Origin of the sequence: Sunxiuqinia dokdonensis, from assembly GCF_001270965.1 — a bacterium.
Classification (GTDB): Bacteria; Bacteroidota; Bacteroidia; order Bacteroidales; family Prolixibacteraceae; genus Sunxiuqinia; species Sunxiuqinia dokdonensis.
On the sequence record NZ_LGIA01000027.1, the window covers coordinates 24,173 to 43,643 of the forward strand.

Here is a 19,471-nt window from a genome sequence, read left to right on the forward strand (position 1 = left end):
TCTAAAAAATTCTATTTTTGCAGCTCAAATAAACTGTATGGGCTTTTTAGACGAGATTAAACGAAGAAGAACTTTTGGTATTGTAAGTCACCCCGACGCGGGAAAAACCACTTTAACGGAAAAACTCCTGCTTTTTGGTGGCGCCATCCGGGTTGCAGGCGCCGTAAAAAGCAATAAAATTAAGAAGGGAGCCACATCCGACTTCATGGAGATTGAGCGTCAACGGGGAATCTCGGTCGCCACCTCAGTCATGGGATTTGAATACCGCGACTACAAAGTCAACATTTTGGATACGCCCGGACACCAGGATTTTCAGGAAGACACGTTTCGTACATTAACGGCAGTAGACAGCGTAATCATCGTCATTGATGCCGCCAAAGGAGTGGAGGCCCAAACCGAAAAATTGATGAATGTTTGCCGGATGCGAAAAACGCCGGTCATTGTTTTTATCAACAAAATGGACCGCCCAACGCAAGATTCGTTTGAACTGCTGGACGAAATTGAAAACCAACTGCAAATTAAAACCCGCCCGCTAAGCTGGCCAATCAACAATGGTCCCGATTTTAAGGGCGTTTACAACATCTACAACAAAAGCTTACGCTTGTTTGAGGCAAACGTTCAAGAGATCAATCCAGGCATTGACTTTGAAGATGTGAACAGTCCGGAACTGGAACAGTACATTGGCGACGATGCCGATGTTTTGCGTGAAGAATTGGAGTTGGTAGAAGGCGTTTATCCAGAATTTGACCACCAGGAATACCTGAAAGGGAATTTGGCTCCTGTGTTTTTTGGCAGTGCCTTATACAGCTTTGGCGTGCAGGAATTGTTGGACGCTTTTGTGGAGATCGCTCCTTCGCCCAGACCCAGCATGACAGAAGAACGCGAAGTTAAGCCCGAAGAAAATGAGTTTAGCGGTTTCATTTTTAAGATTCATGCCAACATCGATCCCAACCACCGCAGCCGGATTGCCTTTGTAAAAATTTGCTCAGGAAAGTTTGAACGCAACAAACCATACAAGCACATTCGCAGTGGTAAAGCGATTCGGATTTCGAGTCCAACGGCATTCATGGCCTCGCAGCGCGAAATTGTTGATGAAGCCTATCCTGGCGATATCATTGGTGTGCCCGACTCAGGAAACCTGGTCATTGGCGATTCCATCACGTCGGGCGAAGATATTCATTTCAAGGGCCTGCCAAGTTTCTCGCCCGAAATGTTCCGCTACATTGAAAATGCCGATCCCATGAAATCGAAACAGCTAGCTAAAGGAGTGGACCAACTGATGGACGAAGGCGTAGCGCAGCTGTTTACCAACCAGTTTAATGGTCGCAAAATTATCGGAACGGTTGGCCAGCTTCAATTTGAAGTCATTGAATATCGCTTGTTGCACGAATATGGCGCCAAATGCCGATTCGAGAACTTACCAATGCACAAAGCCTGCTGGATTGAATGCAATAATCCAAAGACCCTGAGCGAATTTAAGAAACGAAAACACCAGAAGATGGCCGTTGATAAACGTGGGCGCGATGTTTTCATGGCCGATTCCAGCTTTATTTTGCAAATGGCTCAAGATGAGTTTAAGGATATTAAGTTTCATTTCACCAGTGAGTTTTAATCGCCAAATCGGTTTGTGGCGGATGTTTGCTTTGAATTGTACTTTTTCTGATTTTGGAAAAACCTGATACGCTGACTATGGAAATTCTAAGCACTGATTTTTTTGAAGGCAATTTGTTTTCGTATCTCATTTTGCCGCTTTTAATTTTCTTTGCCCGAATAAGCGATGTGACCATCGGCACTTTGCGCATTGTGATGGTTTCAAAAGGGCAGAAACTGATTGCTCCCCTACTCGGTTTTTTTGAAGTCATCATCTGGCTGATTACCATGAGCAAAATCATCCAAAATATTGACAACTGGGTGGCTTACGTGGCTTATGGAGCCGGATTTGCCACGGGCAATTACATCGGTTTAATTATTGAAGAAAAACTGGCGGTTGGCATTGTTCAGCTCCAGATCATCACCCGCCAAAACGCCCAAAACCTGATTGCTAAGCTCAAAGCCGGTGGTTATGGCATTACCCACCACGAAGCGCAGGGTGCCAACGAAAAAGTGGCCGTCATTTACACCATCATCAAACGCAACGAAGTCAACCGGGTGCTCGAAATCATGCGCACCTACAATCCCAACGCTTTTTACTCCATCGAAGAAGTGAAATCCATCAGCCGGGCAGCATCCGGATATTTCAAGCCAAACCTGCGTTGGCGAAAAGGTAAGTGAATTGTTTTCAGCCCACAAATGGCTATCACAAACTAATTCATACAAATAATGGTTCCGCAATTCGAAATCATAAAAAAAGCAAACCTAAAAATATCAATTCTTAAATAAAATTCTGATCTTTGTCAGACTTTTTTATCTTCTCATTAAAGGCGAAAATCAATTCACCAAAAATAAATACATATGTTTAAGATTCAGACCTTAAATAAGATTGATCCCGAGGGTTTAAAAAACTTTCCCTTGGATCGATACGAAATTGCCAGTGAGTTTTCAAATCCCGATGGAATTATTGTTCGAAGCATGAAAATGCACGACATGAAGTTGCCAGGGAACCTGAAAGCTATTGCCCGTGCGGGAGCTGGTGTTAATAATATTCCAATTGACAAGTGTACCAACCAAGGCGTTGTGGTTTTCAATACGCCCGGAGCCAATGCTCACGCAGTGAAAGAACTAACGATTGCCGGTTTGTTGCTGGCCTCGCGCGATGTGGCCGGAGGAATTGAGTGGGCCAAAACCTTAATCGGCCAGGGAGACCAGGTTCCGGCATTAATTGAAGCTGGAAAAAACAATTTTGCCGGTCAGGAAATTCGTGGTAAAACACTGGCTGTGATTGGGCTGGGCGCTATCGGCGTTTTGGTAGCCAACGCAGCCCAGGCACTCGGAATGAAAGTGTTGGGTTACGACCCGTTTATTTCGGTAAAACACGCCTGGAAACTGAGCCGAAATGTTGGCCGCGCCGAAGGAATGGAGTCATTGCTGGCCAATGCCGACTATGTGACCTTGCAAATTCCACTGAGCGACGAAACTAAAAATTTCATCAACAAAGATAAGTTCAAGATGATGAAAGATGGCGTTCGTCTGCTGAACTTTGCCCGCGGAGGGCTGGTGAACAATACCGATCTGGCCGCAGCCATTGAGTCAGGTAAGGTAGCCCGCTACGTCACGGACTTTCCGGATGAAGGAACCTTAAAGATGGACAAAGTCATTTCCATTCCCCACCTCGGAGCATCAACTGCTGAATCTGAAACCAATTGCGCCATTATGGCCGTTGACCAAATGAGGGAGTTTCTGGAGAACGGAAACATCATCAACTCGGTCAATTTCCCGGCGGCTGAAATGGAACACACCGGAGGTGCACGGATTATTGTAGCCAACAAAAATATTCCGAACATGGTAAGTCAGATTTCGACCTTACTGGCAACCGAAGGCTACAACATTGCCAACATGCTTAACCGCAACAAAGCTGAAATTGCCTACAACATTATTGATGTTGACCGCAAACAAGCCGACCCCGCGCTTGCCGATAAAATTGCGGCAATTAGCGGCGTTATTATGGTGCGAATCATTCAATAAAACATCATCTCATTGCTAAGGTACCGGTCCGTGTTAAGCTTTTTGCTTTCCCCGTCCGGTATCTTTGTTTTTGTTCTTGCTGCGTCGCAAATAGTTTTATTTTTGCAGACGTTTGAAAAAACACAATAAAACTTGATAATTAAATTCTGGCAAAAAACTAAATCATGAGTAACAAGTTAATTGAAAAAGCTGCGGATAATGTCCGCATTCTTTCTGCCGCAATGGTTGAAAAAGCAAAATCCGGCCATCCTGGTGGTGCCATGGGCGGTGCCGATTTTGTAAGTGTCCTTTATTCTGAATTTCTAAATTACGACCCTACCGACATGAGCTGGCCCAACCGCGACCGCTTCTTTTTGGATCCGGGACACATGTCGCCTATGTTGTATTCGATTTTATCGCTGACCGGAAAATACAACATGGAAGATTTGAAAAACTTCCGTCAGTGGGAAAGCGTGACCCCCGGACATCCGGAACTGGATGTAGAACGGGGCGTCGAAAACACTTCGGGCCCACTGGGACAAGGACATACCATGGCTGTTGGTGCCGCCATCGTAGAGCGTTTCCTGGTCGCTCGCTTTGGCGAATGGATGGCTCATAAAACGTACGCCTTCATTTCGGATGGAGGTATTCAGGAAGAAATTTCGCAGGGAGCAGGCCGTATTGCCGGCTTCCTTGGATTGAATAACCTGATCATGTTCTATGATTCGAACGACATCCAGCTTTCGACTGAGACAGATAAAGTTTCGACTGAAGACACAGCGAAAAAATACGAAGCCTGGGGATGGAAAGTCATTACCATTGAAGGAAACAACCAAGATGCCATCCGCGAAGCCTTAAAAGCCGCCAATCTGGAAACAGAAAAGCCAACCCTGATCATTGGTAAAACAATCATGGGTAAAGGTGCATTGAACGATGCTGGTGAAAGTTTTGAGCGTAAAGTTTCAACCCACGGCATGCCGCTGGGAGAAGCTGGTGGTAATTTGGCCAAAACTGTGGCCAACCTGGGCGGTGATCCGGAAAATCCATTTCAAATTTTTCCTGAAGTAGAAGATTTCTTCACCAAAAGAAATAAAGAACTCGCAGCTGCTGCTGCCGTAAAAAAAGCGGAACAAGCCGAATGGGAAAAAGCCAATCCTGAATTGGCCAAGAAACTAAAGCAGTTCTTCTCGAAAGACGTTCCTGATTTCGACTTTGGAAAAATTGAGCAAAAAGCTGGTGTAGCTTCTCGTGCAGCATCATCAACCGTATTGGCAGCTTTTGCCGATGAGGTTGAAAATATGGTTGTGGCCTCGGCCGACCTTTCCAACTCAGACAAAACGGACGGATTCCTGAAGAAAACAACCGCTTTTTCAAAAGGCGATTTTTCTGGCGCTTTCCTTCAAGCCGGCGTTTGCGAGCTGACCATGGCAGCCATCATGAATGGCATGGCCCTGCACGGCGGTGTAATTCCGGTTTGCGGAACATTCTTCGTATTTAGCGATTACCAAAAACCAGCCGTTCGCTTGGCTGCCCTGATGGAGTTGCCGGTGAAATTTGTATGGACTCACGATGCCTTCCGTGTTGGCGAAGATGGACCCACGCATCAGCCTGTTGAGCAGGAAGCACAAATCCGCTTGCTCGAGAAGTTGAAAAACCACAAAGGCGAAAATTCAACCCTGGTTTTACGTCCGGCTGATTCGGAAGAAACAACCGTAGCATGGAAACTGGCTTTGGAAAACATCAAAACACCAACCGCTTTGATCTTATCGCGCCAAAACATTCCGAACCTTCCCGGAGAAGACCGGTACGCTGAAGCCCTGAAATCAGAAAAAGGAGCCTACATTGTTACCGATACCAAAGGAACACCCGATGTGATTCTGCTGGCCAGTGGCTCGGAAGTGGCTACGCTGGTTGCGGGAGGGGAATTGCTGGCTAAAGACAACATCAAATGCCGCATCGTTTCGGTGCCTTCCGAAGGATTATTCCGCTCACAAAGTGCCGAATACCAAGCGGAAGTTTTACCCGCAGGTGTGAAAAAATTCGGTTTAACTGCTGGTTTGCCCGTGACCCTCGAAGGGTTGGTTGGAGCCGATGGAACGGTTTTCGGAATGGAATCGTTTGGATTTTCGGCACCTTACACCGTGCTGGATGACAAACTGGGTTTCAACGGACAAAATGTTTACAACCAGGTGAAAAAGCTATTGGCTTAATCACACTTCATAATTTCATAAAAAAAGGCCGGTCGATCCGGCCTTTTTTATGCGACTAAGTCTTCAAAATCCTTATCACTTTGCAACCAGACATATGCAGCAAGCCGCTGTATTCTTTGGAATTTCGATCAAGCAAAGGCTCAATTTTTGATTGATCAACAATCAGATTTCCAGGATACCTCTGCCGATTTTGGAATTTGAAACTTGGAATTTAGAATTTTAAACTCCGTTTACTTCACCACCTTCAGCCAGGCATTGGCCATCAATTGCGCTCCGGCCATGGATGGATGTACCCCATCGGGACACCAATAGGCTGCAGGAGCGTGTTTCAAGGCTTCTTCGAAAATTTGCTGATAAGGCACGTAAAACGTGTCAAACTGGTCTGCAATATTTTTGGCCGCCTTCTGATAAGGAGCAAACTCATCCATCCAGCCGTCGCCAATGGCTGTTCCGCCAGGCACCGAAAAAGGCTCACAAATCACCAGTTTCACGTTTGGCAAAACTTCCCTGGTGTGTTGAATCAGCGCCCTAAAATCCGACTCATACACTTCTGGAGTTCCATCGTAGTTCCCATTTCGTTTATGCCAATAATCGTTGACACCAATCAAAATACTCAGCACATCCGGTTGTAAATCCAGGCAATCTGCATGCCAGCGATCGCGCAATTGGTACACCTTATTTCCGCTGATTCCTCGATTGTAGATCGTCAATGTCTTGTCGGCGAGTTTCTCCAGCAAGCTGGCTCCGGCCATCAAGGCATAGCCATTTCCAAACGAACGGGCATCATTGGGCAACTGCTTTTCCTTCTCCCGCCCGGCATCAGTAATCGAATCACCTTGAAAAAGTACTGTTCCACCATTCGGAAAAATTGAGGACTGATCTTTTTTCTTCTCTTTTTTTTGGGGTAAAGTAGCCGATAAAATCATCGGAATACTGGCGATGCCGGCAGCATGAACAGCAGAACGCCTAAAAAATTTTCTTCTTGATAAACTCATCATTAGCTTTGTTAGATATTGTTGAATAAATTCGACACGCTCTGAAACAGTCGCCAGCGGCAATTCAACCAACTGATTTTCCAGCTCGTGGTATGTGTGAATGATCATATTGTGTATTTGGCACGCTTCGTCAAAGGGCTCCGTTCTGATTTGATCCTGCTGGTAAATTTCTTTCCAGGCTGGCGCGACAAATACCACCCGAAAGTAACGATAATTTTTAGCAATCTCGAGCAATTCTACGGCAACTCATAAAAACTAGTGGAAATAATTCATTGTTGATCAATTCTCAAATTACCTATTTCATGAACTTGCCCCAATTGGTTTGACACAGAAAAGTCATCCGATGAATCATCCCATAAAACACGATGTCGTTTCTAACGAACCAATCGTCTGATTGAGGATTCATCGGATGACCACAGCCTGCTATTCTGACCTACCGACGCTAGCGTAAAAACACAGATCAGGCATTTAAATTAAACTAAGAGGTCATTCGCAAATTGAATTGGCAGCTCCAGGCGTCCCAAGGTCTCCCGTTGAGTATTCCACCGTTGCCCGGCACCAGTTCGATCCAATCTGGGCATCCGAAACATTGTTTACCGCAGGATCAAGCTGGATGGATTTTCCAGCCGGGATGGATGGAAACCCATCAGCTCCAAAGTCAACCGAACAAATAACAGTGCCGTCCGTGCCATCTGTCCCATAGGTGCTAATGAGCAGTTCAAAATCCCCCGTATTTGTAAATTCAAGAGTACCGTATACATAGTCAACCTGTTCGGTTGCTAATGCCGTTTTGCCCAAAACAGCGTAGGCTCCGGGAGCGAGCATCACATCAGTTGCTATTTGATGAAAAGTACTGCTTGAACCTCGCCGGAGTGTGAGACCTTTTAGATTAATCAAGAAGCCAGAATTATTAAACACTTCAACCCACTCCCCTTGCGAATCAAGTAAGTTATCTGGATCACACATGATCTCTGTAAGCAACAGATCACCAACACCTAATTCATGAACATCATCATCCAGGCCATCAGTAATCGTAATAACCTCTTTTTCGATAGTCTCATTCAAGGAAATATCAAAAACGCCACGACCTTCAATTACCGAAGCGTCCACATGAATTTCGTAATGCTTTCCTACTTGTGGACTGGCAATTGTACCGTTTATCGTCTTCATTTGCGGGGTTTCTCCATCGCCGTATGTAAGCACTGACTCAATGTTTAAAGGTCCCGCATTGAAATAACCGGCCCGTTCCTCCCCTTTGCCAAACACAAGGTTTGCTTCAGCATTACCCACTGTGGTGTTGTAATCGGTAAAAAAGCTGATTACCTCCTCGGAGTACACCACAGTTACCATGATATTGGCCATCGAACAAACCATGCCAACCTGGGTTGTCTCTCCTTCCGTTATGGTGAAGGGCTCTGATTCGCCATAATAATATGGGCTTTCGAATGCAGCAGGCGGACTATTCTCCGAAAACGCAGTGGCATAATAAACGCCCGCTGACAATTCAAGCGCATCTGGAATTTCGGAGACACTGCCGAAAGAAACAACAGCCTCAGTACTTCCGACACTAAAGACTTCAACTTTGAGATCTTCTACCGTAGCAGATTTCAATGCATTGCCAACATCGTTTACAACGATTGACAAGCCCACCTTGAGTTTTAACTTCCCAGTAGACTTCTCGGGGATCGGCTCATGGGTATTACAAGCACTTGATAAAAAGAACACGGCGATAATAGTTATCGCGAATACAAACTTTTGATTATTATTCATGGGATTAAAATTTATTTTACAAAACAAATTATCACTCTTATTAAAGCAAGTCAAGAGGGAACTAAAATTTAGATTCATTCTAAACAAGTGTTTGCTTAATAGTTATTTAATGTTGAAAAAGAAGTTTCATTAGGCCGATTTCAAAATTAATTATACTTTCGCCGATCGAAATCGTGTACGAACACGGTTTTTTAAAACAGGAATACCGTGTACGACAACGGAAACGTCAAACTGGAAAAGATTAGATATGAAACTGAACAGATCAAACGTAAAAAATGCAGCGCAGTATCCTACGCGGATCCTGCAATTTGGTGAAGGAAATTTCTTAAGAGCCTTTGCCGACTGGATGATTCAAAAGATGAACAATGAAATTGGTTTTAACACTGGAATTGATGTCGTTCAACCGCTTCCGGGAGGAATGATCGACCTGATCAACCAACAAGATGGCCTATACCATGTTTACCTGAAAGGGATTAAAAACGGTGCCCCTATCAAAGAATACGAATTCATTCAATGTCTGAATAAAGGAATCAACCCTTACACGGAATTCGATTCTTACAAGAAATCGATTCTCAACCCGGATTTACGGTTTGTGATTTCGAATACGACCGAAGCCGGCATCACCTTCGATCCGGCCGATACGCTGGATATGCAACCACAAAACTCCTTCCCGGGCAAAGTAACGGCGCTGCTTTATGAGCGCTTCAAGGCTTTTGAAGGCGCTGACGACAAAGGCTTGATCTTTTTCACCTGCGAGCTAATTGATCGCAATGGCGATATGCTGAAAAAATACGTGTTGCAGCACGCCAAAAACTGGAATCTTGGCGACGAATTCGTGCAATGGACCGAAACAGCCTGCGCTTTCTGCAATACCCTGGTCGACCGGATTGTACCAGGATTTCCAAAAGACGACATTCAAGAAATTCAAGCCGAACTGGGCTACGAAGATCATTTGGTGGTTGTAGGCGAATATTTTCACCTGTGGGTAATTGAGGCGCCCGAGTGGGTGGCCGATGAATTTCCCGCCACCAAAGCCGGACTGGACGTAAAATTTGTGAAAGACATGACCCGTTTCCGCGAGCAAAAAGTGCAGGTGCTCAACGGATGCCACACCGGCAGCTACGCCGTTTCGTATCTGAGCGGCATTGAAACCGTTCGCGAAGCCTATGAAAACCTGGAAACCGGTAACTTCATGAAAGAATTGGTATACGACGAAGTGTTGTCCGTACTGGATGGCTCGGAGAAAGAATTGAAAAATTTTGCCGGAAAAATCCTCGAGCGTTTTTCAAATCCTTACATTCGTCACCAATGGCAAAGCATCGCCCTCAATGCGATGTCGAAATGGGAAACACGCAACCTCCCCTCGCTGCTCAACTTTGTAAAAACACACAACATGCTTCCGCAAAAGCTCGTTTTCTCGCTGGCCGCCATGATTGCGTATTTCAAAGGCGAAACGCAAGGCAAAAGCTACAACATTGAGGATGACGAATGGATCCTTGAATTTTATAAGGAAGCTTGGGCAGCCTGTGATGGGCGCCCGATTTCAATTTACCAATTGGTTGAAAAAGTGTTGAGCCTGGACAAAGTGTGGAAGCAAAATCTGAATGACATTCCAAACCTGACCATTACCGTTAGCCACTACCTGTTCCTGATTCAGCAGGTTGGCATGAAAAAAGCGGTGAAAGCCGTGCTGAGCGACACGAACCCACTGATGGAAATGACGATTGAGGGAAAAGCCAAACAAGCGATGGCCGCAACAGAATAACAGCAAACAAAAAAAGTATGACCAATTATATTCAAATTCATGTATTGGACAATGTGGTGATTGCCCTCAAAGATTTTTTGGGTGGAGAAATTCTGGAAGTGGGCGATCAACAACTGACGATTTTAGCTGAGGTTCCGCGCGGGCATAAAATAGCCATTCGACCAATTGCCCAAGGCGAAGATGTAATTAAGTACGGTGTCCCAATCGGACATGCCACACAAGACATTCAGCCGGGCGAACAGGTACATGTGCACAACGCAAAGACCAACCTCTCGGGAACCATGAAATACTCCTTCAACCAAAAGTTGAATGCCCTTCAACATGAAAAGCAGGCGCTGACATTCCAGGGATTCCGAAGAGAAAACGGAAAAGTTGGCGTTCGGAATGAATTGTGGATTGTGCCAACCGTTGGCTGTGTGAACGGACAGGCTGATTTGATTATTAGTCAGTTTAAGGCAGCCAACCCCGCTACCGACATTGACAATGTGCAGGTTTTCAGGCACAGCTACGGTTGTTCACAGTTGGGCGATGACCATGAGAACACGCAAAAAGCCCTGGCCAACCTGATCAATCATCCGAACGCGGGTGGCGTATTGGTGATGGGACTGGGCTGCGAAAATAACCAGATCAGCCAGTTGAAAAAATTCATTGGCGACTACGATGACAAGCGGATCAAGTTTCTGGTGGCGCAAGAAGTAGAAGATGAAGTGGAAGCCGGACTGAAACTGCTGGAGGAGCTTTACGAAACCATGCGCTACGACCAACGCTCAGCCTGCCCGGTTTCGGAACTGAAAATTGGGCTAAAGTGTGGCGGCTCCGATGGGCTGTCAGGCATTACAGCCAACCCGCTGGTGGGCTCATTTTCCGACTTTTTAGTAGCGCAGGGCGGAACCACGATATTAACGGAAGTGCCTGAAATGTTTGGTGCTGAACATTTATTGATGGAACGTGCCGAAAACCAGGAGGTGTTTGAGAAAACCGTCAGCCTGATTAACAATTTCAAAGAGTATTACATCAAACACGATTTGCCGGTGTACGAAAATCCTTCGCCAGGCAACAAGCAGGGCGGCATTACCACGCTCGAAGATAAATCGCTGGGCTGCACCCAAAAAGGAGGAACGGCCACCATTGTTGATGTTTTGAATTATGCCGAGCCGCTGAAAAAAAACGGACTCAACCTGCTCTCATCGCCCGGCAACGACCTGGTAGCCGCATCGGCCCTTGGTTTTAGCGGATGTCAAATCGTGTTGTTCACCACCGGACGTGGAACCCCCTTTGGCAGCTTTGTGCCCACCATGAAAATTGCCACCAATACGGCGCTTTACGAAAAGAAAAGAAACTGGATCGATTTCAATGCCGGCAAACTGCTTGAAGGTTGCACCATGGAACAACTTACAAGCGAATTATTTAACGAAATTGTCAACATTGCCGAGGGCAAAAAGTTGAAACATGAGCTTAGCGGGTTCAAAGAAATTGCTATCTTTAAAACCGGAATAACCTTATAATTAAGATATCCCCTCGTGAAGGGGTCGTTAGTAGTAATTGAGTAGTAGTAGTAAAAAAACCCTTCGGCATGCCGGAGGGTTTTTGTTTTTAAGGCTCGCGTATTCAGAAAGCTCCAAAAGAGCGCAATAGCAGGAATCAGTTCGAGTTTTTGTGCAAAAACAACAGAAATTCTTCGGTTTTTGTCTCGTCGAAACCCTTTTTAGCTTGGTTGTGCCTGAAATATGCTTATCTGAGATGAAAAATGCCACGCACAGATCAAAAATTGATCGATAGAACCCGCTTTTTATCCTTTTTTAGGGGAAATGGCTCTCCAGGACAAAAATTTCAGGTAAATGCGATAACGGAGGCGGCAAATGTGATTACCAGAGCGGTAAATGCCATTACCAGAGCGGTAGATGTGTTAACCAGAGAGGTAAATGCCATCACCAGAGTGGTAAACGTGTTAACCAGAGAGGTAAATGCCGTAACGGAAGTGGTAGATGAGCCTACCAGAGCCGTAAATGCCATAACGGAAGCAATAAATGAGATGAACAGCTAAATTTTTGCTATCAAATCGAGCGTGTTGACAGTTCGGTTGGGCGGGAAATATTAAGTTGATAGCTTGTAAGAACAATGCTTTCGTACGAACTAAAAACCATCACCAATCGATCGGGATACCCGAGGCATCGCATGTTTATAGCATATCGGATGGTTGAAAGAAATTCGACCCCGGATGATAGGGGTCGAACCTTCTGTATGCTACGGCATTTCAATTTCAAATCGTTTATTCACTCCTGCTCCACCCGCTTAGGGATCCCGAAACAAGTTCGGGATGACCACTGAAAACTGATCACTGAGACTGAACACTGGACCTTCACTCCGCCAGCAACTTATCAGCCATGGCATTGGCCAGCTCAATGCATTGTTGGTATTTATCCGTTTTCAGCGCGCCTTTTTCTTCTACCGGATCATACACCAAATCCCACTTGATGCTTTCGGCAAACTTCATCAGGTTTTTCACACCACCCCCGTTCCAGGCAAAGTTTCCGAACACGCCCAGGTAATGATCTTTGATGCCCATGTGCTCAATGGTGGTCAGCAAAGTCTGCACGTTGGGGAACATGGCATTGTTGTAGGCACAACTACCAACGATAAAACCTTTGTATTTGAAAATATCATTGATAATATAGGAAGCGTGCGTTTTTGACGAGTCGTACACGCGAATGTCTTTAATGCCGCGTTCACTTAGCTGACGGGCAATCACCTCGGCCATTTTCTGCGTGTTGCCATACATCGAACCATAGACAATAATCACCCCATTATCCGTATCGTAAGTGCTCCACTTGTTATAGCGGCTCAACACCCAGTCCAAATCAGTTCGCCAGATCGGCCCGTGAGTCGCAGCAATCATCTGGATATCGAGCGGTGCCAGCTTTTTAATGGCACGTTGCGTATGCGGACAATATTTCCCCACAATGTTAGTGAAGTAGCGCATGATTTCCACTTCGTAAAAATCGAGGTTAATCTCGTCGTCAAACACACCGCCGTCCAGCGTTCCGTAGCTTCCAAAAGCATCGCCCGAAAACAGAATTTTGTGCGTTTCATCGTAAGTGACCATGGTTTCGGGCCAGTGCACCATCGGAATCATCTGAAACTGCAACTTCACCTTTCCAAGATCAAGGGTGTCGTTATCGTAAACCTCCAGCGTGTTGTCTGGTTTGAAATAAAAACTCTCCACAAAACCAAAGGTCTTTTTATTTCCAACCAAGGTGATGTTCGGATATTTGGTTTTCACGGCTTTGATTGCTCCCGAATGGTCGGGTTCCATGTGATTGATGATCAAATAATCAACTTGCCGGTCGCCAATAATTTCCTCAATCTGGTCGAGATAATCGTCAATAAACTGGCGTTCCACGGTATCAACCAAAGCAATTTTTTCATCCACAATCAAATAGGAATTATAAGAAACGCCATGTGGTATGGGCCAGATATTCTCAAACAAATTGGTTCTGCGGTCGTTATAACCCAGGTAGTAAATATTTTCAGCAAGTTTAACCTGATGCATAATTTTCGATTTTTTTTGAATGAATTCCGGTCACGAAAATACGGTTTTTCGTTTAGATCGATGCCGTCCCGATTTCAATTCTTCAAAAATTAAGGTAAAACTCACACAGCTTTAAAACCGCAGAAAAGTTTATTTTTGTAGCTCAAATTGAAAAAACATGAAACGACCGTGATCAAGACTTTGCTCACACAGGCCTATGATTATTGGGAGTCTCATCCGCTACTAAAGTAAATGCAATGAGATTCAGCAACATACAAGAATTTCAGAAACTTAAATCGAAAAAAATAAACAGATGAATTTAAACGCCAATAACCGCCTGCACCTTTTTCCAAAGCTCAACAAATGGCTGATCATTTTTTTTGCCATTGCCTTCATTATTGCCGGATTACGCGGCTACCAGCTTTTTCAATATATTTTCGACGAAAATATTGACCACCCTGGAAGTATTATCATTGCCAAGGACGCCACTTACCAGGATGTGCTGGATTCGCTGAATGCACGCGACATTATTGAGAATGAAAAGGCGTTTCGCTGGGTGGCGAAAAAGAAAAAGTACCCGGCCAGCATTAAAGCCGGAAAGTATATTTTTGAAAAGGGGATGAACACCAACCAGATTGTGAACCGCTTGCGGGCCGGCGATCAAGAGCCCGTAACAGTCACCTTTAACAACCTGCGTTTTATCGATGAACTGGCCGGATCGGTTGCCCAACGAATTGAGCCCGACTCGCTGGAGCTGCTTCAGTATCTGAATGACAGTACTGTCATCAGCCAACACGGTTTCGACCAACATTCGTTTCACGCCATGTTCATCCCAAACACCTACGAATTTTACTGGACCACCACACCGGAACAATTTGTAGAACGTATGGCATCGGAGTACCGTCGCTTTTGGAATGACGAACGACTGGCCAAAGCCGAATCGCTGGGCTTAACACCAATTGAAGTGTCAACGGTGGCCTCTATCGTTCAGGAAGAAACCATAAAAGCGGACGAAAAAGCCCGCGTAGCCGGTCTTTATCTGAACCGAATCAAACGGGGCATGCTGCTGCAAGCCGACCCGACGGTGAAATTTGCCTTGGGCGATTTCGGAATCAAGCGGGTGCTTAACGTGCATTTGAAGATTGATTCGCCTTACAACACCTACATCTACGCCGGATTGCCTCCGGGGCCAATCAACTTCCCCGAAATTTCGAGTATTGAAGCGGTGTTAAACGCCGAAGAGCATGCCTACCTGTACATGTGCGCCAGCGACGAATTCAATGGTTACCACAATTTTGCCAAAACCCTGCGCGAACACAACATCAATGCCCGGCGCTACCAGGAAGCACTGAATGCAAATAAAATATGGAAATAAATGAAACTATTATTGGTCTCCTGGCTAATGCTGATGAAAAGCGTCGGAAACGAACGAAAGTACCGTGGGTAACGACTCACGCCAGTACGTCCAGGTATGGCCGCCCTGCCGGACGCGAAACTCGTGGGGAATCTCTTTTTTCCGCATCGCAATGTGAAGCAACGAATTGCCTTCATACAGAAAATCATCATCGCCGCAATCGATAAACCAACGCACGGCTTTTTTCTGCTCATCCGGCATATTTTCAATCAAAGCCAGCGCACTATGTTGCGCGTAATGCGCTTCCACTTCGGCGTCTGAAGCGCCGGTGTCGCCCCAACGCTCAAAATACCGTCGGGCGTCCGCTTTCGAGAGCGGGCCGGTTGCGGCGCTCAACGGACAGGCCGACGAGAACAACTCTGGGTGATGCAATGCATACATCAAGGTGCCGCCGCCACCCATCGATAAGCCGGCAATCGCCCGATAGCGCTTCTCGCTTTTTATGCGGTATTTCTTTTCAACATGCGGCATGAGTTCATCAAAAAAGAAATCTTCGTAGCGCCACTCCCCTTTCATGTCATTGAAATATCCCCGCCGACCGGTATTGGCATCGGGCATGACGATGATCATTGCTGTGGCCGAACCATTTCGAATCGCTTCGTCGGTGATGCGCAGCACCTCGCCAAACTGTACCCAGCCGGTTTGGTCGTCGCCCGCACCATGCAGCAGGTACAACACCGGATAACTGCGCTCCGAACTTTCATAATCAGGCGGCAGATAAATGGCAAAATGGCGATCCATATTCAGGATTTCGCTTTTCATCGTAAGCTTGTCGAAGACTTTTCCGGTTTGGGAAAACACTGAAGCGGAGAGAATACTTAGAGTCAGGATGGTGAACAGTTTCTTCATAATAACTTATTTAGTTGGTTCGAGGAACTAAAGATACAACTTCGGCACAGAATAAACCATTTTCGAAACACGAAACAACCGCGAAACCCGAGCTAAAACTTTTTCCGCCTGACTGTTGAAGGTTTCCGTCTTCGAGGAGAAGCTTTCCGGGTGCGTGGGGAAGGTTTCCACCTTCGTGGTGGACCTTTCCGCCTTCGGGGGGGAGGTTTCCGCCTGAATGGAGAAGGTTTTTACCTCAGTATTGGAGGCTTCGGCGTGAGTTGCGAAGCTTTCCGTCCGAGTGGTGGAGCTGTCCGCCTGAGTGGTGGACTTTTCCGCCAGTGTGTTGCAGCATTCCGTGAGAGTGTTCAATTAACTGTGTCGCTCTCCGGAGCCTTCAAGCTAGCTTCTACAGGATATTCGCTTCCGGCTCCAGTTCGACACCAAATTTTTCGGCCACCGACGCCTTGATCTTTTCTGAAAGAAGAAAGAGCTCCTTCCCGGTTGTCTGCCCATAGTTGACCAAAACCAAAGCCTGGTGTTTGTGCACTCCGGCGTCGCCTTCGCGAAATCCCTTCCATCCGCATTGCTCGATCAACCAACCGGCGGCGAGCTTGGTTTTCCCTTCTTCAGCCGGATAACTTGGCATGGTAGGAAACTCCGCTTTCAGGCCTTCAGCCAGCTCACTGTCAACAACCGGATTTTTAAAGAAACTTCCGGCATTGCCCAGCTCGGCCGGATCGGGCAACTTTGCCTGGCGAATAGCCACAACGGCTTCGCGCACATGCATGGGATGCAGCTCGCCACGCGCCTCCACTTCGGCTTTCAATGTGCCGTAATCAAGCTTGAACTCCGGAAACTTTTCCAGCCGAAAAACAACTGAAGTCACAATAAAGCGGTTCTTCAATTCTTGTTTAAAAATACTGTTCCGGTAGGCAAAGCGGCACTGTTCGGCAGGAATGGAGTACGTGCTCATGGTTTCCAGGTCGAAGCCATTGACGGTATCCACAAAATCTTTCACTTCTACGCCATAGGCGCCAATATTCTGCACAGGCGCGGCACCAACTGTTCCGGGAATCAGCGATAGGTTCTCGAGTCCGTAGTACTCCGACTTCACACAGTAATCCACAAAGCGGTCCCAATCTTCACCAGCACCCACTTCGAGCCAAACCTGGTTCCGTGTTTCGCGAACCACCTGCACTCCCGGCACATTCGGATGAATGATCAAACCATCAAAATTGTTCACAAAAAGCAGGTTGCTTCCCCCTCCCAGCAAAAAGATGCTCTCCTCTTTCCACGAACGATTCCCTTGCAGAAATTCACTTAAATCGTCCATTTCAGTAAACTCAAAAAAATAGCGGGACTTGGCTTCAACGCCAAAGGTATTGTAGGTTTTAAGGGAGAAATCTTCGAAAAAACGGATCATAGAATTTTTTTGGCAAAGATAATAGAAGCTGTTTCAATTTCGTTTATTTTGTACAAAAGTAAAAATCCGCCTTGAAAAAAGTTATTCTATCTGTTACGAATGATCTGGTGACCGACAGCCGGGTGCATAAGGTGGCCCTGAGCTTACAGAAAATGGATTTCAAAGTGTTGCTGGTTGGTCGCAAGCTTCCGAAAAGCAAAAAGCTGGGTCATCGTCCGTACAGAACTCACCGGATGAAGCTTTTTTTCAAGAAAGGCCCCCTGTTTTATGCCGAATATAATTTTCGGCTTTTTTTGTTTCTCAGGATACGGAAAGCCGACATTCTTGTGGCAAATGACCTGGACAGTCTGCTGGCCAATTATCTGGCTTCGAAATTGAAAGGCAAACCCTTGGTTTACGACAGTCATGAGTTTTTTACGGAAGTTCCCGAGCTCATGGACCGGCCTTTTAAACGAGCGATTTGGCAACGCCTTGAGCGGGCTATTTTGCCCAAATTGAAATATGCCTATACGGTTTCCGAATCGATTGCGGCCAGCTACCAGAAAAAGTACGGGATCCCATTCCGGGTGGTGCGCAACCTGCCACACCGCGAAGAACTGATGATTGTGCCACACGAAAAAAGTCTGGCCACCGACGACCGAAAAACCATCTTATACCAAGGTGCTTTGAACATCGGCCGGGGCCTGGAATTCGCCATCAAAGCCATGCAGTATATTGATGACACACGGCTCCTGATTGCCGGCGATGGTGACATTGCCCTGGCTTTAAAACAATTGGTCGCCGATTTGGACTTGGCGGACCGGATCACTTTTCTGGGGAAAATTCCGATGGAAGACATGAAATATATCACCGCCCAGGCTGATTTAGGACTATCGATTGAAGAAGACCTGGGTTTGAACTACCGCTTTGCACTGCCCAATAAATTGTTCGATTACATCCAGCAGCAGGTTCCGGTTTTGGTAAGCAACTTACCCGAAATGAAAAAGATTGTTGACCAATACCAAATTGGGATGATTTTGGAAAGCCATGAACCACAGCAAATGACCGGGCAACTCCATGAAGCTCTATTCAATCGGGAGCTTCGTGAGAAATGGTACGAAAACCTGCGCCTGGCTGCGCACGAGCTGTGCTGGGAAAACGAAGAACAGGTGCTGTTTGATGTTTTTGAGGCGTTGAAAAGTAATTCGCGATGAGCATTGGGGATTGGACAATCATCCAATGACCAATTATCCACCGCACTCTTCAGCGGTAAACAAGTCCGGGTATTTCCCCTTCACTTCTCGCGTCCGGTAGTAGGCTTTCATCCGATTGATATCTTGCTGCGGATCATCGCTAAGCGGCAGGGTTTCGAGCCAACCAATTTCCTTTCTTCCAAAATCAAAAAAGCCCAAATAAACGGTGGCGCCGGTTGCTTTGGCAATCGTGTGAAATCCGGCTTTCCAGCGCGGATTCAACTGCCGGGTTCCTTCGGGCGTGATGGCCAGGTGCATCTCCTCTCTGCTATTCATTTCATTAATGACCTGCTTAACCACAGTTGCGCCTTTAGACCGATCAATGGGCAGCGCGCCCATTTTCCGCAGAAAAAAACCCGCCGGCCAAAAGAAAAACTCTTTCTTGATCATCACATGAGCCACGCCGCCCACCGATGTATAATACAAATACGAAATCACAAAATCCCACGCGCTGGTATGGGGCACCCCAATAATGATGGCTTTCTTGTGGGGCATTACGCCATTGATCGTTTTCCAGCCCCAGAGTTTGAGAATAATCCGGCAAATATGTTTCACTTTCTGTTCGTATGATGAATTATGCAATAAAACCACAATTGTTGACAACTATCCAAGCTACAGCTTATTTTCCCACAAAGGTACAAGAAGCACAAAGTTAGTTGACTCATCGTTGGCTCATCTTTATCCCGGATTATGCATTTGAGT

Annotated in this window: 14 protein-coding genes; 8 read left to right on the forward strand and 6 right to left on the reverse strand. The window is 46.1% G+C overall.

From position 1 onward, the window contains the following. The first annotated feature begins 37 nt into the window (after positions 1–37). The 4 genes from NC99_RS03375 to NC99_RS03390 all read left to right on the forward strand — a co-directional run bounded on the left by NC99_RS03375 (position 38) and on the right by NC99_RS03390 (position 5,810). Positions 38–1,612 (forward strand): peptide chain release factor 3, encoded by a 1,575-nt coding sequence (locus NC99_RS03375; RefSeq protein ID WP_053179870.1) that lies wholly within the window; start codon positions 38–40, stop codon positions 1,610–1,612. Between the two features lie 77 nt (positions 1,613–1,689). Next, positions 1,690–2,271, forward strand: coding sequence for a DUF2179 domain-containing protein (locus NC99_RS03380; protein ID WP_053179872.1), 582 nt, complete (start codon positions 1,690–1,692; stop codon positions 2,269–2,271). 180 nt (positions 2,272–2,451) lie between these two features. Further along, positions 2,452–3,621, forward strand: coding sequence for a phosphoglycerate dehydrogenase (locus tag NC99_RS03385; protein ID WP_053179874.1), 1,170 nt, complete (start codon positions 2,452–2,454; stop codon positions 3,619–3,621). A 164-nt stretch (positions 3,622–3,785) separates the two neighbouring features. Next, entirely contained in the window at positions 3,786–5,810 is a 2,025-nt protein-coding gene (locus NC99_RS03390; protein WP_053179876.1) for a transketolase family protein, read from the forward strand. A gap of 230 nt (positions 5,811–6,040) precedes the next feature. Here NC99_RS03390 and NC99_RS03395 read toward each other — a convergent pair whose 3' ends face one another. Both NC99_RS03395 and NC99_RS03400 read right to left on the reverse strand, forming a co-directional pair. After that, positions 6,041–7,039, reverse strand: coding sequence for a GDSL-type esterase/lipase family protein (locus tag NC99_RS03395; RefSeq protein WP_082326282.1), 999 nt, complete (start codon positions 7,037–7,039; stop codon positions 6,041–6,043). A 252-nt stretch (positions 7,040–7,291) separates the two neighbouring features. After that, a complete protein-coding gene (locus NC99_RS03400) occupies positions 7,292–8,575 on the reverse strand; it encodes a DUF4493 domain-containing protein (RefSeq protein ID WP_053179878.1) in 1,284 nt (427 codons plus the stop codon). A gap of 247 nt (positions 8,576–8,822) precedes the next feature. Between NC99_RS03400 and NC99_RS03405 the strand changes: the two genes are divergently transcribed. Together NC99_RS03405 and NC99_RS03410 are read left to right on the forward strand one after the other, a co-directional pair. Continuing rightward, complete coding sequence (locus tag NC99_RS03405) at positions 8,823–10,340, forward strand: tagaturonate reductase (RefSeq protein WP_082326284.1); 1,518 nt, start codon at positions 8,823–8,825, stop codon at positions 10,338–10,340. A gap of 17 nt (positions 10,341–10,357) precedes the next feature. Continuing rightward, positions 10,358–11,845: a UxaA family hydrolase gene (locus tag NC99_RS03410; protein ID WP_053179880.1), complete on the forward strand. Its 1,488-nt coding sequence runs from the start codon at positions 10,358–10,360 to the stop codon at positions 11,843–11,845. An 854-nt stretch (positions 11,846–12,699) separates the two neighbouring features. Here NC99_RS03410 and NC99_RS03420 read toward each other — a convergent pair. Next, positions 12,700–13,890 carry an FprA family A-type flavoprotein gene (locus NC99_RS03420; protein WP_053179885.1) on the reverse strand — a complete coding sequence of 397 codons (1,191 nt, stop codon included), beginning with the start codon at positions 13,888–13,890 and terminating at the stop codon, positions 12,700–12,702. A 292-nt stretch (positions 13,891–14,182) separates the two neighbouring features. Between NC99_RS03420 and mltG the strand changes: the two genes are divergently transcribed. Continuing rightward, complete coding sequence (gene mltG, locus NC99_RS03425; RefSeq protein ID WP_053179887.1) at positions 14,183–15,244, forward strand: endolytic transglycosylase MltG; 1,062 nt, start codon at positions 14,183–14,185, stop codon at positions 15,242–15,244. Between the two features lie 24 nt (positions 15,245–15,268). Here the strand turns inward: mltG and NC99_RS03430 are convergent, their stop codons facing one another. Both NC99_RS03430 and murB read right to left on the reverse strand, forming a co-directional pair. Then, complete coding sequence (locus NC99_RS03430) at positions 15,269–16,132, reverse strand: alpha/beta hydrolase (protein WP_053179889.1); 864 nt, start codon at positions 16,130–16,132, stop codon at positions 15,269–15,271. 388 nt (positions 16,133–16,520) lie between these two features. Continuing rightward, the gene (gene murB / locus NC99_RS03435) at positions 16,521–17,537 is read right to left on the reverse strand and encodes a UDP-N-acetylmuramate dehydrogenase (protein ID WP_053179891.1); all 1,017 of its coding nucleotides are present in this window, start codon (positions 17,535–17,537) and stop codon (positions 16,521–16,523) included. Positions 17,538–17,608: 71 nt separating this feature from the next. Between murB and NC99_RS03440 the strand changes: the two genes are divergently transcribed. Then, positions 17,609–18,730, forward strand: a complete 1,122-nt coding sequence (locus NC99_RS03440) for a glycosyltransferase (RefSeq protein ID WP_053179893.1) — start codon at positions 17,609–17,611, stop codon at positions 18,728–18,730. 33 nt (positions 18,731–18,763) lie between these two features. Here the strand turns inward: NC99_RS03440 and NC99_RS03445 are convergent, their stop codons facing one another. Then, complete coding sequence (locus tag NC99_RS03445) at positions 18,764–19,351, reverse strand: 1-acyl-sn-glycerol-3-phosphate acyltransferase (RefSeq protein ID WP_157624408.1); 588 nt, start codon at positions 19,349–19,351, stop codon at positions 18,764–18,766. Between the last annotated feature and the right edge of the window lie 120 nt (positions 19,352–19,471).

What these genes read in the sequence shown, in the direction of transcription:
- NC99_RS03375 (WP_053179870.1), top strand. Translation starts at nt 38, where the DNA reads ATGGGCTTTTTAGACGAGATTAAACGAAGAAGAACTTTTGGTATTGTA.
- NC99_RS03380 (WP_053179872.1), top strand. Translation starts at nt 1,690, where the DNA reads ATGGAAATTCTAAGCACTGATTTTTTTGAAGGCAATTTGTTTTCGTAT.
- NC99_RS03385 (WP_053179874.1), top strand. Translation starts at nt 2,452, where the DNA reads ATGTTTAAGATTCAGACCTTAAATAAGATTGATCCCGAGGGTTTAAAA.
- NC99_RS03390 (WP_053179876.1), top strand. Translation starts at nt 3,786, where the DNA reads ATGAGTAACAAGTTAATTGAAAAAGCTGCGGATAATGTCCGCATTCTT.
- NC99_RS03400 (WP_053179878.1), bottom strand. Translation starts at nt 8,575, where the DNA reads ATGAATAATAATCAAAAGTTTGTATTCGCGATAACTATTATCGCCGTG.
- NC99_RS03405 (WP_082326284.1), top strand. Translation starts at nt 8,823, where the DNA reads ATGAAACTGAACAGATCAAACGTAAAAAATGCAGCGCAGTATCCTACG.
- NC99_RS03410 (WP_053179880.1), top strand. Translation starts at nt 10,358, where the DNA reads ATGACCAATTATATTCAAATTCATGTATTGGACAATGTGGTGATTGCC.
- NC99_RS03420 (WP_053179885.1), bottom strand. Translation starts at nt 13,890, where the DNA reads ATGCATCAGGTTAAACTTGCTGAAAATATTTACTACCTGGGTTATAAC.
- mltG (WP_053179887.1), top strand. Translation starts at nt 14,183, where the DNA reads ATGAATTTAAACGCCAATAACCGCCTGCACCTTTTTCCAAAGCTCAAC.
- NC99_RS03430 (WP_053179889.1), bottom strand. Translation starts at nt 16,132, where the DNA reads ATGAAGAAACTGTTCACCATCCTGACTCTAAGTATTCTCTCCGCTTCA.
- murB (WP_053179891.1), bottom strand. Translation starts at nt 17,537, where the DNA reads ATGATCCGTTTTTTCGAAGATTTCTCCCTTAAAACCTACAATACCTTT.